We start from the raw sequence: 15,997 nt of genomic DNA on the forward strand, positions 1-15,997 counted from the left end.
TTATCAAGCTCGGCCGTTAGGACGGATCGAAGATCGCTCCGGATTGCGAAAGCGGACCAACAAGCAGTCTTCGTCAGCCGACTGCCCCTGGCACTGCACGCGTTCGACCTCAATGAGCGCTTCAGTCAAAATCGTGATGACTGTCTCGGCGCCAGCGACATGCCCCCATCGCCTGCAGGTGGCATCACGTGCAGATCCGAAGACCAGATGCCCACCTGGAGCAAGCATCTTCACCATTTTGTCGATTGCGGTACGCATCCGTGTCATGTCTTCGAGATAGTAGAGAACTTCGGCCACCACGATCAGATCGAACAGCTCTTCGGTCGAGAACTGCAGAATATCGGTCGCCGCCCAGCTGATATGCGACCACCTCTTGGTCCGCTGGACCGCTCGACCAATTGCTCGCGGCATAACATCGATGACCGTGAGCCGCTTGCAGTGAGGAGCAAGCTTCTCTGTGAATGCACCGGCCGCGCACCCGATCTCGAGGCAGGTTGAGACGGCGCCGTTCGACAGCGATAGCCGTAGTAATTGAGTGTGACGCTCACGTTCGAACGGATTGTCGTCAAGCCGCCACGGGTCATCGTTAGTCAGCTCCCGTTGCAACGATTGATATGTCTTGTCCACGCTCACCACTAAATCCCCTACAAAGCTGTCAGTCAGTCGCGGCCGCAATGCCATCAGACGCGATCAGCTGCGAGGGAGCGCGCGAAAGACCTGCCCCGCGAATTGAGCCAGGCGTTTCCGATGCCGGGTTAAGGCTTGGTCCAGTTGTCGCGTCTTCGATCGAGGCCTTCGATTCATCGACGTCTGATGATTTTGCTACTTTGCGCGAGAGCCAGTCGCTGTTGCTCAAGGTACAGAGCGCATAGGCCTTCATCGGGAGCAGGAGGAAGATGTTGATCGGGGTGTGCAGCGAGAAGCCGATAAATCGAAGCTCGCCGGCACGAAGGGCCGCTACGCTGCATCGAATCATGGTCATCGCGACGATGGTCAGACCGGTCCACCAGGGCATGGTGCCGGTGAGCGCGAGCTGAGCGAGCGCGGCAATCGATGAGATGGCGAGCAGCAGCGGCCCGAGGTTCTGTCCGAGCACGTCGAGCGTAAGGTACCGGTCGAGGTCGGGCAACAGGTGCAAACCCAGCAGCGTGTCGCGGTAAGTGCTGCGCGCCCAGCGGAGCTGTTGCCGCAGATACGGCAAGAGCCTGTCCGGGACCACCGTGGCGGCGATAGCGTCCGGAACGTATTCGGTTCGAAACCCTGCCTTGAGCATGAGGATCGTCAGATGACGGTCCTCACCGAAGTCGCTCGGCTTTCCCCGGAAGAACTGCGTCTCGTACTGGTCCAGCAGCAACAGCAGCGCGGAGCGGCGGTACATGGCACACGGCCCGCAGCAGCACATGACGGCACCAAAGCGCGTCTGCGCCGCGCGCTCCTCGTTGCAAGCCAACCAGTACTCCATATCGATCAATCGGGTCAGCCAGCTGTCGTTCCGGTTGCTGGCCGTCAATTGCCCCATGGCCGCGCCGACGGCTGGATCCTGCATCTTGCGTACGAGCTTGCTGACCACGTCGCTGGCGATTTCCGTGTCGGAATCGACATTGAGCACGAGATCGCCGAACGACCGGCGTATCGCTGCGATCTGCGCCTTGCGCTTTCCAACGTTGCTTGGCAGCAGAATGACGTTGAACCTCGGGTCATATGCGTAGCTCCCATGGACCGGGGCCACTGCACCGACATTTGCAGAGCCGTCATCGACCACATAGACCTGCAATCGCCCTGGGTAGTCCTGGCTTGCGAGAGACTTCAGGCAGGCCGCCAGCGTGCGCGGGTCCTCGTTGAAGCAGGGCACGATGACATCCACGCTGGGCAGAGCACCGGTGTCGACCGGGTCGTACGGCGGCAGTGAGGCGTCGGTTCGCAGCGCATAAAGCGCCTGCGCGCTCTTATGGACGCTGGAGAGCAACGCGTAGGAGGCAACAGCAACGGTGCTGACGGTGGCAAGCAGGCTCATGGGAATTGATCTATTCAGTGAGTTTGAGGAAGCGACCGGATTGCAAATCCACGGTCATGCAGTGCTGGAATGAGCTGGGCGAGCGCCGTCACGGTCTGGTCGCGCCGACCAGAGTGAGGGCAGCGTTCCAACTCGTCGGGAGGGCACCCGTCGTGCAGGAGCACGATTGCCCCCGGCCGGACCGAGGCCAGCACCGCGGCAACAATCGCCTCGCCGCCAGGACGAGACCAGTCTTGCGGGTCGACTGACCAGTGCAGGGCTGCCAGTTCGGCCTTCGCCGACGCGGCGAGGGCCTCCTTGGTCCAAGTCCCATACGGCGCACGCATGTGCCGCACAGAGGCTCGCGGGCAGGCCATTCCGATGACCTTGTTCGTTGTGAGGATCTCGTATTCCATCTCATCCGGCATGCATTTGGATAAATCCGGGTGCGTCATTGTGTGGTTTGCGATTTCGTGCCCTTCTGCAATGATGCGCTGGATCAGCTCCGGCTGACCCGCTGCATATGCACCGATCACGCAGAAGGTGGCGGGGGCCCGATGCTGCGCCAGCACATCCAGGATAGCCGGCGTGCAATGCGGGTTGGGACCATCATCAAATGTAAGATAGACGCAGTGCTCTCCGCCGGCGTCAGCGTAGTCGCTCCGCGCTTCAGTCTGGTCGTTTGCGGACGTCACAGTTCTGGCCCGTTCCGTTCAATCATCTCACCGTCCGGCCATTCGCTCATTGGCCTCGCAATCGGCAGGACGAGGACGACCACGTCCTCCACGCGCGTCGGAGGCACAGTGAGATAGATATCCGGACGAGCGGACCGGACACGGAGCCCTGGCAGAACTGTCGCTAACCCCTGTCGCCCGAGCAGCCTGGTAATATGTTTCTGCAGGGCGGATCGGACCGTGCCAAAGCCGAACGGCACCCCAAGATCTCCCAATACGGGATACATCACGCGGATGGAGTGGCTGATTCCGAGCCCCTCGAGATCCGGGCGTACCCCGTACAATCCGAGTTCAGCCACAAGCAGATCGACCTCACCAACTTTTATGAAGCGGCGCAGTGCGCCGATGTGAATCGCGACGCCACGATCGTCGTAGCCGATTGCCCGAATCTCAGGCCTTGCGCCGGCCCAGCTTCGATGACCTTCAAAGGGCTGTGCATTGAATGCCCCGGTCGGACCGTAGGTCTTCCGGAAGAAGTCTGACAATTCAATATGGTCAGCAAGTTGAAGCTCATTCTCCCAGCACAGCCTCCAACGAACTGGAGGGCGCGCCGAAACACCTCGTGTGGATCCGGGCGCGATCATTTTCATAGAGAGTAATTCCTATTCATTATCTGGCTCCTGACGCAGGCCAGCAGTTCGCTACGCTCGAAAGGCTTGCTCAAGAACTGGAGTCCAGCTTGCAGGACTCGACTCTTATCGCCTTCGGAGTTGTCTGTGAGCAGAACGGTGGGAATCGCGCCTCCGGACGCAGCCAGATGATGGAAAAGCTCAAAGCCACTCATCACGCTCGACTGCATGTCCGCGATCAAGCACGACGTGATCAAACGGCGGCCCGATTTCAAGAACTCGTCTGCGCTCTCGAAGGGTTCGGGTACGTAACCCGCGGAAAATACCATATCTGTCAGAGCTCCAAGCACTGACCGATCTGCATTCACAATGGATACGACGTCGAGCGTGTGCACAACTCGCATCAGACTCGCCAAGGACGCCTTCGCTTGCATGTTCCGCACGATTTCTCCGCAGCAAGGACGCAATCGGATGCGCCAAAACATATTTGGCACCCGCAACCGAAGGGGTCCAACTGGAGGGAAATCTACTGCTAGGTTGAGCGTTCGCTCAATTCTACGGCGGTAGACGGCCGGTATAGAATGGGTTGGCGAAGCCATACGAAGGTTTGCTCGTCCTATATGCCCACGCACATTTGCGGATCCCCACTTGCTAGCTCGCCGAGATATGACTTGCGCAACACGCGCGAAACTGCGACCGCACGGTCCAGATGTCTTGATCGATCCCTGGCGCTGGGCTGAGACGCGCTACGATTTGTAACCACTCTGATAGATCTGACATCTCGCTAAACTATTCTTTGCCTCATTCGGTACAAATGGTAAAATCGATTGTATCGATAGAACACATTCATACCGTGGATCACTCAAGATTATGCGTTTCAAGGGCCTCGATCTGAATCTCCTCGTTGCGTTTGACGCCCTGGCGACGCAAGGCAATCTCACTGCGGCGGCAAGAAGCATCAACCTCAGTCAACCTGCCATGAGTGCTGCCGTCGCGCGGCTTCGCACTTACTTTAGCGATGAGCTATTCACGATGAGGGGCCGGAAGCTTGTCCCAACGCCGCGGGCTCAAGCGCTCGCAGTCCCGATTCGCGAGGCTCTCGCTCACATTCAGCTCTCCATCATTTCTCCGGACGGGTTCACTCCATCTCAATCGAATCGGCGATTCAGGATCATCCTGTCCGACTTCATGACTGTCGTGTTTCTTCGACGAATCGTGGACCGCGTCGCTCGGGAAGCTCCGACAATCAATTTCGAGTTGCTGCCGCCCGTAGAGGAACCCGATGAACTTCTCCGGCGCGGTGAAGTCGATTTTCTTATGTATCCGGAGATGTTCATGTCGAGTGCGCATCCCAAGGCGGCACTGTTCGAGGACACTTTCGTTTGCGTGGGCTGCCCCATGAACAAGCAGCTGGCGCAGCGACTTACGTTCGAGATGTACACGTCGATCGGGCACGTGGAAGCCCAGTTCGGGCGCTCCCTGAAGCCCTCCTTCCACGAATGGCTCTTGCTCGAGCATGGTTTCAAGATACGCACCGAGGTCGCTGTGCAGGGTTTTGGTATGATTCCGCCTATGTTATTGGGCACCAACCGTATAGCGAGCATGCCCTCAAGACTGGTCAGCCATTTCGCAAACACGATGCCCCTGCGGGTCATCGAACCTCCGCTGCGACTTCTCACATTCACCGAGGCCGTCCAATGGCCGGCCATTCATAATACTGATCCTGCAAGCATTTGGATGCGCAACATGTTCTTGCAACAGGCATCCATGATGGTCTCTCCGTCCGAGACCAACCAATGTCACGGCCCGTTCTAGGATTGTTCGGCCGTTTGCGACCTACTCTTCTTTAACCAGATCTACGCCAGGCTCGAAGCTCCGGTCCTCGCTGGTGTTCGGCCTGTCGACATTGGCGCGCTTGAGCGTAGTTTGATCGCGTCGGCGGCGCTATTGATCTCGCGCTGGCGTGACGATCTTGCGCGTCATACAGCTCGTTCGGCGGCGCTCCGCAATGACTTTCCGCTGATCCGACGGGCTGCATCGCACTGTTCTACATGAGCTGAGCTCGGAGCATGTTCCGGCCAGTCAGGTGAACGATATCCGGCCTCGGCACTAAAATCCCTTGAATCGTACACCGCGTCAGGTTGTAGACTAAGACCTGCGATCGAGGCTGCAACGTGGACACTGGTAGCGCACCCGCACCGCTCTTCGCCTGCCGGTGGGCATTCTCCTTGCCGTCTACTGTCCCGGCAATTGCAGTAATGCCGAAGCCAGTAGCTAGAGTCTCTTGGCGGGCCGACCCACAGGTCGATGCCGGCTCGTTCGCGTCGAACCAACTTGTTCTGCCGAACGCCAACGCTGTCCACAGTCGCGCCCGGAAAGCGCAACGCCAGCTGGCGTAACTCGGGAGAGCGGAACCTGCAAGTGAGAGGTGTGCGCAAGGCTGGCATGGAGGTTGGGACACGTCATCTCAACGGCGCTTGTCTTACTCTTATTGTACTCGGTCCCGCATGACGGAGCGCAACCGCAAACTCGCTGACCGCAGGATCAACCTGGATCCACCCGCCATGAGCTTGCGGCATCGTCCCGCTGCGCGCGCTTAGGTGATGAGTGTTTATGATGAGAGGACGGCAACTATGCCAATGTCCGCGCACGAAAGGGCTCGCCGCTCCCTTCGCCAAGCCGTGCTCCGCCTCCAGCTTTCGACCATTTCGGGCGACATGGTCAATCCAGCCATCGGATCGTGGGTGCAGGGTCATCCTTTCGGATCTCGCGACAGTCGTGTTATTTTCGAAAGCGCCGTGGCGGGTGGCGCGCGGGATGCCGCCGCCGCCAGACCCGAGTTACGGCCCCTCACCGCTGCCCCCGAAGAGCTACTTCGGTGCGGTAACATGATTTGCCTATCTTACCCAAAGCATCTATGTCCAGCGCTCGCACACCAAAGCGATACTGTTCGAGGATGAAAGCGAGTGAGGGTGTTTCCGGACGAGCAAGCCCGCGACAGCTGGACTGTGGTGCGCAACACTGATCCGGCTCACGTTTGGATATGCGAGTTATTGCTGTAGGAGCTATGGCACGTCGTTGTTTTCCCGGGCGTGGCCGCGCGGCGCCGGAGGCCCGTCGACCCGTTTTGAGCGCCTCCACGTCCAACGGATACTGGAGCGATCCTTCGAGGCGCGGTCCTCAATCGCGAGTAACGTTTCGCCAGCCGCGCGAGGTGCGCTTGCGTTGAGATACATGCCGGGATGGTTTTGCGGCCCGCCTTCTCTCATTCTACCGACGCTTTGCGTCGCAGACTTGCGCCGTTGAAGAGCAGCCATCATCTTGTGGCATTCCAAAACCCGATGTTGCCATGCGCGAACAACGCCTTCGCGCCCACAAAGCCATCTCGACAGGACTAGTACCCACTTTTCTTGGAACGTGAGTCGTGATTCAAGATATGGATGATCCCCGAAGCAAGAGAAGTCCGCCTTTCGCGGAAAGATCGCACGGTGCTTGAGGCGTGTTGTCGCTCGCCGGTGACGTTGCAGCGCGATTTGAAGCGGGCGCGGATAGTTCTGTTGGCGGCGGACGGGCGCAGCACCCGCTCGATCGCCAAAGAAGTCGGAGTCCAGCCGCGGATTGTCAGCCTTTGGCGACACCGCTATGCCGATCATGGCCTTGAAGGACTGCACGACAAGCCGCGGCCCGGCAAGCAGCCGATTTATACGAAGGCCACCGACAAGCGGATTCTGAAGCTGCTGGATAAGCCGCCGCCGCAAGGGTTTGCGCGCTGGACCGGGCCTCTGCTGGCCGAGGCGCTGGGCAATGTTGACGTCCAATATGTCTGGCGGTTCCTGCGCAGCCACAAGATTGACCTCGCGGCTCGCAAGTCCTGGTGCGAGAGCAACGATCCGAACTTTACGGCCAAAGCCGCCGATGTTGTTGGCCTCTACGTCGCCCCGCCCGCGAAGGCCATTGTGCTATGCGTGGACGAGAAGCCCTCGATCCAGGCTTTAGAGCGAGCGCAGGGTTATCTGAAGTTGCCCAATGGCCGCGCCTTGACCGGCCAGAGCCACGATTATAAGCGGCATGGCACTACGACATTGTTTGCGGCGCTCGAAGTCGCCACCGGAAAGATCATCGCGGCTCATTCAAAACGCCGTCGCCGCGTCGAGTTCCTCGACTTCATGAACGGCGTTATCGCGGCCTTTCCGGGCCGAAGGCTTCACGTCATCCTCGACAACCTCAACACCCACAAGAAAAACGAGCACTGGCTCAAGGCCCACCCCAACGTGCAATTTCATTTCACGCCGACAAGCGCGTCCTGGCTCAATCAGGTCGAGGTCTGGTTCTCGATCTTGCAGGGGCAGTCACTTAGCGGCTCCTCCTTCACAAGTCTCAAGCAGCTTCAGGAACACATCGATGCCTACGTCAACGCGTACAATGACAAAGCCGAGCCCTTCGTCTGGACCAAGAAAAAGGTTCGTCAACGCCCCTTCAAAGGCCGCCGTATCACTCAGCTCTGATTCCGGGTACTAGCTGCGTGTACAAAACGCTGTTAGGCGCCGAGCGGGCGGCCACGCCACGATGTGGTGGCAGGACTAATCTGCGATGATTGACCAATCAACGCCCGGCTCGACGATAGACATCGCAGCAAGGATTGCGACCGAAAGAGGCCCATCTGATCAGATCAGTACTGTGTCTGGGCCGCCGTTCGTGAAGCTGTGTCTCAAGATCAAGCGGGACTGCATGTACCTGCTTTCGCTTCGCGTGGCGATCAGACAGCAGATGGCCACTGCTGCAGCAGCATACAGCGGAAATTGCACAGTTTCGGTTAGGGCAGTGTTGGACAAAAGAGAAGCAAACGCCGTGTTGCACAACGGCACCACACGAACGTACCTGTCACATTCTTTCGCGCACGTCGCCGCTCCGTCTCCTTTTTGCCCCACCACAGCCAAACGGCTTCGTCACGTGCGGCGCGGGTGCGACAATCAAAGGAGCTTACTCTTGGATAAGCCGAGCGGAGTCTACGATCCGGAGGATCTCGCGAGCTTGGGAAACCTTTTTGATCGAGCAATCGCGTCTTTACCGACATGCATGCGAACCAGCGAGAATCGCGTGGCGATCGCCAGACTTGTGATGCAACGCGCAGCGAGGGACGAATTGGCGTCGCTGGCGAACTTGATGCTTGCACTTGTCTCGGCCACTTGATCAACAGCATGCGCTCAGTCCTCCCGGGGGTTCGCAGCAAGAGACCATCATCTAGATCATTGAAATAACTTGATTCTCACGTGACGTCAGGTTGTAGGCTTGCAAATTGAGGACCATGACAAACGCCACACCACGACGGCGCCGATGGCGCATTGGAGAACTTGCAGAGGCGACCGGCGTAACGGTGCGCACTCTGCATCACTATGAACATACCGGGTTGTTGACGGTCTCGGAACGTACCGATGGCGGTCACCGCATGTACGATCGTGAAAGTCTACAACGCGTCTCTCAGATTCGCGCGCTACGTGAGCTCGGCTTCTCGCTTCCTGAGATCCGCAAAGCCATCGAGGGGCGGACATCTCTCACGGACCTATTGCGCAACCATCTGGAGCGAATTGAAGTTCAAGTCGCGCGGGCGACATTATTACGGGATCGATTGCGCAATATGACGACGCAAGGTGAGACAGAAGTCAGTGTCGACGAGCTGCCGGCCACGTTAGATGCAATGTCGCGGATTGAGGAGCGTACCCCCTCGGCCATCTGCACGTGCGCCTCTAACGCTAGCCGCGAAGATCGGTGGCGGAAGATTCGGGACGAGCTACGAAGCTGCATGGATCGGGGCGAGCCTCCATGCAGTGAGCGGGCAAATGCGGTCGCGCGTCAGGCCCGTTCGCTGCTGACTGAGATCGCAGGAGTTGACTCGACTGTCTCGATGATACTTAAGGTGCTGACGCGATTGACCGAACCACACAATCTCGCCGGCTGGGATGCGAGCCTCATGCGGTATCTGGATTGCGCCCTCGCCGCGCTGGAGGACCAGCTGGGAAAGAGTTGACGCACCCGGTTGCCCGCGACTCGGTTACTGGAATGTCTCTAAACCCAATGAGCTGATGCTGATCCTTGTCTGACTGAGGATCGTTGGCCCGTAGCAATTCGCCTCAGAATCTGCGTTGTCGGCACTCTTGGGGTCCTTCGCTCTGTGGATCTTGGCAATCAACCTCGACGAGCACGCTTCGAAGTACTTGATTCGTACGTAGCGTCAAATTGTACCTTCTAAAAGCATCGACACAGCGGCGGGGCAACGGACAGAGCGCCGGCTAGGCCGACGGAGACTCCAATGATCGGCATCACTTTCGGAAATTTCCGGTGAGAGCGCTGGGCGAGAACAAGTCGGTGGATGATCGTCTTTGGCCATTGCCGGCGACTGCGCAAACGGCACGCTCTTTACCTTTATGCCGGACTCGACGACGAATGCTGCAGGGGCAGCCGCTGTCGCCAAGCTCAAGGGTTCGAGCCTATCTGCCGCAGGTTGCACGCTCTACGCCTATGCCGCAGTTCAGGCATGGGAAGGCTCGGTCAAACAGGCGGGCACCTTCGCTGCCACGCGGGTCGCTGCGGCCCTCCTCGGGCTCAATCGAAACGGCCATTGCAACGGTTCGATTCGACTCCAAGGGAGACAATGCCGCTCCTGGGTTCATCGTTTACCGCTGGCGCGACAATACCGTCGAAGTGGTCGCGCAGACCTGACCGCCCGCACCAACACCGCACGGAGCGTTGAAAGATGAACCATCCTCGACATGGCGATTACGCGCTGCTCACGTGCGTCGCAGTCGCCGCAGTCGCAGCATTTCTCGCCCTCGCGGCAACGCTATCACAGCTGTCGTGCACGCCCGAACGGCCGCCCGAAGAGTACGTTCCCATTCGCCTGGTACCACTAGAGTGAGCATCACTTCCACATTCGTAAGGCCGACGAACATCGGTGGCTTCCTCCAGCTCGTGAGACCGATGCGCACCTCGCTCTCGGGAGTGAGCTGCCAGGACCTCTTTAGAAGGAACGTAGCTTGTGGCAAGATGTCAGTCGTGCGCAGTCTGTCTGCGGATTACGCGAGTTCAAGCCAAGCGTTGGCAGCGCTGTTCGGCCGAGTGGACGTGGCGTTCCCTCCCCTCGTGAAACAGGTATTCGCTGGGATAACGCCGTGCGCCGCCTGATCCGTGCTGATCCCTGCCGGACTTTGAGACGGGCTCTGATCCGGTGCGGCGCTTAGATCTGAGCCCGCCTATGGCACCCCACCCCTTAACATTCATGCACGCCTTGCGCTCCCGGCTCCGAACACAGCGCGCGCATCACGTAGGCTCGATGAAGGCCGTCAACTGCTCTCGCCGACAAAAGGGAGAACACCAAATTGGATGCAAAACTGCAAACTATGCTTTCCTCGCTCTCGCCGGTGGCTCGCGAATTGGATGCACTGCCGTCCGGGCGGCCCACCCCGGACAATACTTGCGTGAAACTGAACACGAATGAGAACCCATTTCCTTTGCCAGCCATCGTGATGCGAAGCGCAATTGCAGCTCTTGAGGTGCAATACCGCTATCCAGAAGACGACAATATCAGCTTGAGACAAGCGGCCGCAGCGGCCTATGGGATTGCCACTGATCGCGTGATGGCTGGCAATGGATCGTCTGAACTCCTCAGTCTCATTTACAGAGCCTTTCTTGCCCCGGGCGACGGCATCGCAATGATGTCGCCCGGCTTCTCATTCAATCGCAAGCTTGCCATGTTGCAAGGGGCCCGGTTCATCGAAATTCCCTGGTCTGAACCCGACTGCTTGCCGATGGACGAGCTGCTTTTCGGTTCGGCTAAACATGCCAAGTTCATTCTGCTGGCCAATCCGAACAATCCGACCGGAACCTTTGTTCCGCTCGCTGAGATCGAGCGCCTTATTATACGATCTGACCGATTGATTGTATTGGACGAAGCTTATGTCGATTTCGCACCTGAGGACGGCCTACGCCTCGTTGAGCGCCATTCGAATCTTCTGGTCCTGCGCACGTTTTCCAAGAGTTATTCCGCCGCTGGCATTCGCGTAGGCTTCGGTTTCGGCCATCCCGAGCTGATTGGGCGGCTTCGCAACATCCAGAATGTTTTCAACATGAATGTGGTCGCTCATGCCGTGGGCATGAGCGTCCTTGCGCATCGCGACGCCTACGAGGAGAACCATCGCCACGTCAGGCTTGAGCGTCAGCGCGTAGCGGCCGCCCTCTCAGAATTTGGGTTCTCCGTAACGCCTTCCCACGCGAACTTCCTCCTCGCCCGTGTGCCGGTAGGCCAGGGTGGCAGATGGTGGCAGGCGGCGTTGCAAGACCAGAGCGTCCTCGTTGCCTTCTTTCCGGATGCCGGCCTGCAAGAGTGCATTCGGGTTAGCATCGGTACAAAGCGCCAGATGGATGCGTTCCTTGCGGCTGTCGGCAGCATTCTTAAGAAAGTGGGATGCCGTGGCTAGTGACCCCTTCCACTCAGGTCACAGATCCCCGTTCGTAATCGATCCGGACTCACACATGATGCAGCTTCGCGACGCAGCCCGATTCAGTTTTTGTCCGGTCGGCGCATTACGAGCTGTTGAGAACGGCTTCGCAGCATATGCACCGCAGTGCCAGCGAGCGCCGCTTGCACCCAAAAACCCGGCGGACTCCGGTCCTCTGTATAGGAGATAACTGAGTGAGAAACGTTCTTCCCTCAAACCTGACCTGCGGCATCTTTGATCATCTTGACGAGGACGGCCCCGATATCGCCCGGCAATACGCGGACCGCCTCGCGCTGGCGGAGGCCTACGACCGGCTCGGTTTCTATGCCTATCATCTGGCGGAACATCATTGCACCCCGCATGGACGCGGTCCATCGCCGAACTTGTTTCTGTCAAGCGTCATACAACGCACACGGCGACTTCGCGTTGGTCCATTGGTCATGCTGCTCAACCTCTACCACCCGTTGCGGGCATTCGAGGAGATCTGCATGTTGGATCACCTGAGCAGCGGCAGGGTCGAGGTCGGTCTTGGTCGCGGCTCCCTACCGATCGAACTGAGCTATTTTGGGGTTGGAGCCGATGTTGCCTCAAGCCGTTACGAGGAAGCTTCCCAAATCTTCGTTAACGCGATGAATGGCGGCCCGCTCTCGTACGAAGGGCAACATTTTGCGCTGAGCGACGTTCCTTTGACGCTTTCGCCTCACCAGCGTCCTTGTCCCCCGACATGGATTGCTACAAATCGGCCAGAGTCCGCGCATTGGGCGGCGGCGAATGGCGCTAATCTGGCGTGCATGGGGCCCTCTTCTGCCGTTCGCAAGGTAACAGATCGCTATCGCGCTCATCGAAGCGCCAAGCATGACGCCAACGGTTCAGGACCATTTCTCGCATTACTCCGCATGGTCGTAATTGCCAGCTCTGAAGCAGCCGCCCGCTCCCTCGCCGCGCCAGCCTACGAAACATGGCTCAAGAGCTTTAAGTTCCTGTACGAGCTCAATGACATCCCGCCTCCATCCAACCTGCCCCTAACCTTGGATGCCGCAATTGAGAGTGAACTGTGCGTTGTCGGAACGCGCGCTTCGGTGCGCCAAACTCTTCTCGATCACGTGGAAGAGGCAGGCGCCAACTATCTCCTTTGTCAGCTCGCCTTTGGATCTCTGTCACTGGATGCCTGCCTCAACACAGCAACTGCGATTCACTCCGAGCTCATAGCGGCAGACCACTGACGGTGAGCCAACAGCGATTCCAATAAGTTCGTCCTTGACCAGGCAATAAATGGCAACACCGAGGCCCATGAGCACCGCAGCCGGATGCATTTGTCAGGCCGCTCTTATGGTTCAAATGGCTCTTACGCGCATGAGATCTTTTCGACTACATCACCAAACAGTAGTCTCAACGGCAATAAATGCCCTGTCTGCCATTTTGCGAGCGTTGACATTGCGCGAGCAGTGGTTTGCTTGGACAGGTGAGTTGGCTCACGCTCATCCCGCTTTGGCGCGCCAGTTCGTCGATCGCATTCCACACGAATCCAAGATGTGGCTTATCGCACGGGCGGGCCTGTCGTGACGCGGTCCCGGCAGCGCTCCGACCAGACGGAGAAGATCGCGCGTAAGCTCGAGATCGTGCTGGCGGAGTTGGCTTCGCTGCGCATTCTGCTGGCTGCGCACGGAATTAGCACCCCTCCACCTCTGCATGAGGACTACCTCACTGTTCAGCGATTCGCAGCGATGAACCAAATAAGCCCCGAAGGCGTGCTCTCTCGGATCCGCCGCGGCAAGTTGCGCGCGGAGAAGCGCGGTGGCCGCTGGTGGGTGAAATGCACGGTTTGCACAGCATAGCCGTGCAGTGGCGAGGACAGTAAGACAGACGAAATGAACCAATTCGAGATACGGAGTCCAGCACATGGAAATGATCTGCGCGTTTAAGTTGCTAGCTTTTCTGAGCTCGACCGGACGGCCAATGGAGAATCAAGAGATCGATCGAGGTCGACGTGGCGCACGACCAACACACCATCGCCAGATCGGGAGACTCGATGTCGATGCACCCACGCAATCACAAAACGGGTGGGCGCCCCGAGCACCGGGATATCGGATGACCACCTTTGCGTGACCGGGATCACTCACTCAATTCGGCCTAAGAGCGATCCGAGTGAGAAAGCGGAAGAGCACGGACGCGTGGCAGAAGTCCAACTCCGATGCCGCTGCATGTATTGTGGCAAATGGAAAGCGGCGCACACCATGTCAGTTTTGCACGTGAGCCACCGGACGCTACCGGGTTACGGCCTGGAGCACAGGAAAGATAAATGCCTTGCTCGCAAATCGCACACTTTGCGAGTTCCCCTGAGCATATCTTGAACGTCCGTCTCACGCCCGCTGAGGCGTAGCAGCGGACATGTATCCCAGTCATTCGCCTGTTCAGGGCCGCCTCGCGCGCCGGTGTCAAACGGGGACAGGTCTGATTTCGCTGGGATGGTCGCCAGATTCTGGCTGGAGAAGGAGATGGCCAATGATGTCACCAAGACTGATGTCAGTCCTCGGGTCGATGGTAGCAGTCGAGCGTATGTTTTGGAAACTTCGAGAATTGATCGATGGCGATAGCGCGATCTCACCTGAAGTTCGAGAGACGCTTCATGTAATGTTATGAAGTGGACCCCGGAGCGGGGACCATGGATCGCCAAAGTTAAGGTGTGATCCGGCCTGCCTTGTCGTTCAAATCAAGCAGCTTTCTTCTGCTGCTGTTGCGTCTGCTGTGGGTATGTGGGCAACGCGTTTGCGTTGTCCAAGCGAAGCGGCATATCCACAGTCCTCGCCGCCTCGATCCTGTCGATGCCGGCACGCCATGCCGCCATCGGAAACTGGTTATTCATTGCCTGGTGCGGGCGGTGATGATTGTAAAAGCTCATCCATGATCCGATGCCATCTCGCGCTTCGCGTCCGTCGGCATAGGCCTTCAGATGCACTTCCTCGTACTTGATCGAGCGCCACAGCCGTTCGATGAAAATATTGTCCATGAAACGACCGCGTCCGTCCATCGAAATCGCAATGCCTACAGCCTCAAGCCTGCCGGTGAAGGCTGAGCTGGTGAACTGCGCGCCCTGATCCGTGTTGAATATTTTAGGCCGGCCGTGCCGCGCCAGCGCTTCGTCGAGCGCGGCGATGCAAAAGCCCGTATCCATCGTGTTCGACAGACGCCACGCCAGTACCGCCCGGGTAGCCCAGTCGATGATCGCCACCAGATACAGGAATCCCTGCGCCATCGGAATGTAGGTGATGTCGCTGGCCCAGACGTGATTGGGCTCGGTGATGCTGACGCCGCGCAAAAGATATGGATAGATCTTGTGGCCGGGCGCTGCCTTGCTGGTGCCGGGACGCGGGACCAGCGCCTCGATTCCCATCACGCGCATCAGCCTTTGCATGCGCTTGCGGTTGATGCCGTAGCCTGCCTGGTTGAGTTCGAACACCATTCGTCGCGAGCCGTAGAACGGCCACTTCAGATGCAATTCGTCGATCCGTCGCATCATGGCCAGATCGTCGGAGCTGGTCACCGGCTCGGAGCGATAGACGCCCGAACGCGCCAGATTCAGCAGCTCACATTGCCGCCGAACCGACAAATTCTCGCCAGGGCGCTCGACCATCGCCCTGCGCTCGGGGACGGTCATCGCCCGGGCCTCTTGGCCAAGAAATCCCTTTCAACCGTCAACTGGCCAATCTTGGTATATAGCTTCGCCGTCTCACGCTCATGCTCCTCCTCGCCATCTCCCAAAGCCGTCGCGCCACGCACAAACAGGCTCGCCAAATTGTCGAGGACTTGCTTCTTCCAGCCGTAGATCTGGTTCGGGTGAACGCCGTGCCGCTTCGCCAGTTCAGGCACCGTCGCGACCTCGCGCAGGGCCTCCAGGGCAATCTTGGCCTTGAATGCGGCATCGAACTTCTTGCGTGATTTCGTCATATCCGTGCTCCGTCGGTTCAAACAGAGCAGGACGCTTCACACCTTAACGTTTGGTCCTATTTCCGGGGTCCACTTCAGTTAGATGCAAAGCTTCTTTCCGCAAAAGATAAGATTCTGAGCGACGCGCGCGCTGCGATTGACGCAACTCCTGATTTGCCGCAGGCGGTCCGCGATCGAGCATACAGGTCGCTCGACTTTGCAATGAAAATGTTCATGACCAGCGAACCGCGCCGCCCTCAGGATCCCTTTTAACGAAGTCGGTAC

11 protein-coding genes and 1 pseudogene are annotated in these 15,997 nt (G+C 58.4%); 6 read left to right on the forward strand and 6 right to left on the reverse strand.

Annotation, left to right across the window (positions count from 1 at the left end):
* Nucleotides 1-3 precede the first annotated feature (3 nt).
* Genes nodS through IVB23_RS39440 form a run of 5 tightly spaced genes read right to left on the reverse strand, consistent with a single transcriptional unit; the run spans nt 4 to nt 3,895 of the window.
* Nucleotides 4-633, reverse strand: coding sequence for a nodulation methyltransferase NodS (gene nodS, locus IVB23_RS13205; RefSeq protein ID WP_247803839.1), 630 nt, complete (start codon nt 631-633; stop codon nt 4-6).
* Between the two features lie 22 nt (nt 634-655).
* Complete coding sequence (nodC, locus tag IVB23_RS13210; protein WP_247803840.1) at nt 656-2,014, reverse strand: chitooligosaccharide synthase NodC; 1,359 nt, start codon at nt 2,012-2,014, stop codon at nt 656-658.
* Nucleotides 2,015-2,028: 14 nt separating this feature from the next.
* On the reverse strand, nt 2,029-2,688 hold the full coding sequence (nodB, locus tag IVB23_RS13215) for a chitooligosaccharide deacetylase NodB (RefSeq protein WP_247803841.1): 660 nt from the start codon (nt 2,686-2,688) through the stop codon (nt 2,029-2,031).
* On the reverse strand, nt 2,685-3,317 hold the full coding sequence (locus tag IVB23_RS13220) for a NodA family N-acyltransferase (RefSeq protein WP_247803842.1): 633 nt from the start codon (nt 3,315-3,317) through the stop codon (nt 2,685-2,687). The genes nodB and IVB23_RS13220 overlap by 4 nt, the downstream gene beginning before the upstream one ends.
* Complete coding sequence (locus IVB23_RS39440) at nt 3,314-3,895, reverse strand: response regulator (RefSeq protein WP_346659138.1); 582 nt, start codon at nt 3,893-3,895, stop codon at nt 3,314-3,316. Before IVB23_RS39440 ends, IVB23_RS13220 begins: the two co-directional genes overlap by 4 nt.
* Before the next feature lie 271 nt (nt 3,896-4,166).
* On the opposite strand from IVB23_RS39440, the gene IVB23_RS13230 reads away from it, so the two are divergent.
* The 6 genes from IVB23_RS13230 (at nt 4,167) to IVB23_RS13255 (ending at nt 13,011) form a co-directional block, all read left to right on the forward strand.
* Nucleotides 4,167-5,111 carry a LysR family transcriptional regulator gene (locus IVB23_RS13230; RefSeq protein WP_247803843.1) on the forward strand — a complete coding sequence of 315 codons (945 nt, stop codon included), beginning with the start codon at nt 4,167-4,169 and terminating at the stop codon, nt 5,109-5,111.
* Between the two features lie 1,625 nt (nt 5,112-6,736).
* On the forward strand, nt 6,737-7,801 hold the full coding sequence (locus IVB23_RS13235) for an IS630 family transposase (protein ID WP_247803844.1): 1,065 nt from the start codon (nt 6,737-6,739) through the stop codon (nt 7,799-7,801).
* 800 nt (nt 7,802-8,601) lie between these two features.
* On the forward strand, nt 8,602-9,321 hold the full coding sequence (locus IVB23_RS13240; protein ID WP_247803845.1) for a MerR family transcriptional regulator: 720 nt from the start codon (nt 8,602-8,604) through the stop codon (nt 9,319-9,321).
* Nucleotides 9,322-9,673: 352 nt separating this feature from the next.
* Complete coding sequence (locus IVB23_RS13245) at nt 9,674-10,051, forward strand: hypothetical protein (protein WP_247803846.1); 378 nt, start codon at nt 9,674-9,676, stop codon at nt 10,049-10,051.
* Between the two features lie 639 nt (nt 10,052-10,690).
* The gene (gene hisC / locus IVB23_RS13250) at nt 10,691-11,767 is read left to right on the forward strand and encodes a histidinol-phosphate transaminase (protein ID WP_247804841.1); all 1,077 of its coding nucleotides are present in this window, start codon (nt 10,691-10,693) and stop codon (nt 11,765-11,767) included.
* Nucleotides 11,768-11,982: 215 nt separating this feature from the next.
* On the forward strand, nt 11,983-13,011 hold the full coding sequence (locus IVB23_RS13255; RefSeq protein WP_247803847.1) for an LLM class flavin-dependent oxidoreductase: 1,029 nt from the start codon (nt 11,983-11,985) through the stop codon (nt 13,009-13,011).
* Nucleotides 13,012-14,642: 1,631 nt separating this feature from the next.
* Here the strand turns inward: IVB23_RS13255 and IVB23_RS13260 are convergent.
* Nucleotides 14,643-15,733: pseudogene (locus IVB23_RS13260) on the reverse strand (IS3 family transposase); the annotation flags it as partial.
* Nucleotides 15,734-15,997 lie beyond the last annotated feature (264 nt).

Source organism: Bradyrhizobium sp. 191, assembly GCF_023100985.1.
Classification (GTDB): domain Bacteria; phylum Pseudomonadota; class Alphaproteobacteria; order Rhizobiales; family Xanthobacteraceae; genus Bradyrhizobium; species Bradyrhizobium diversitatis.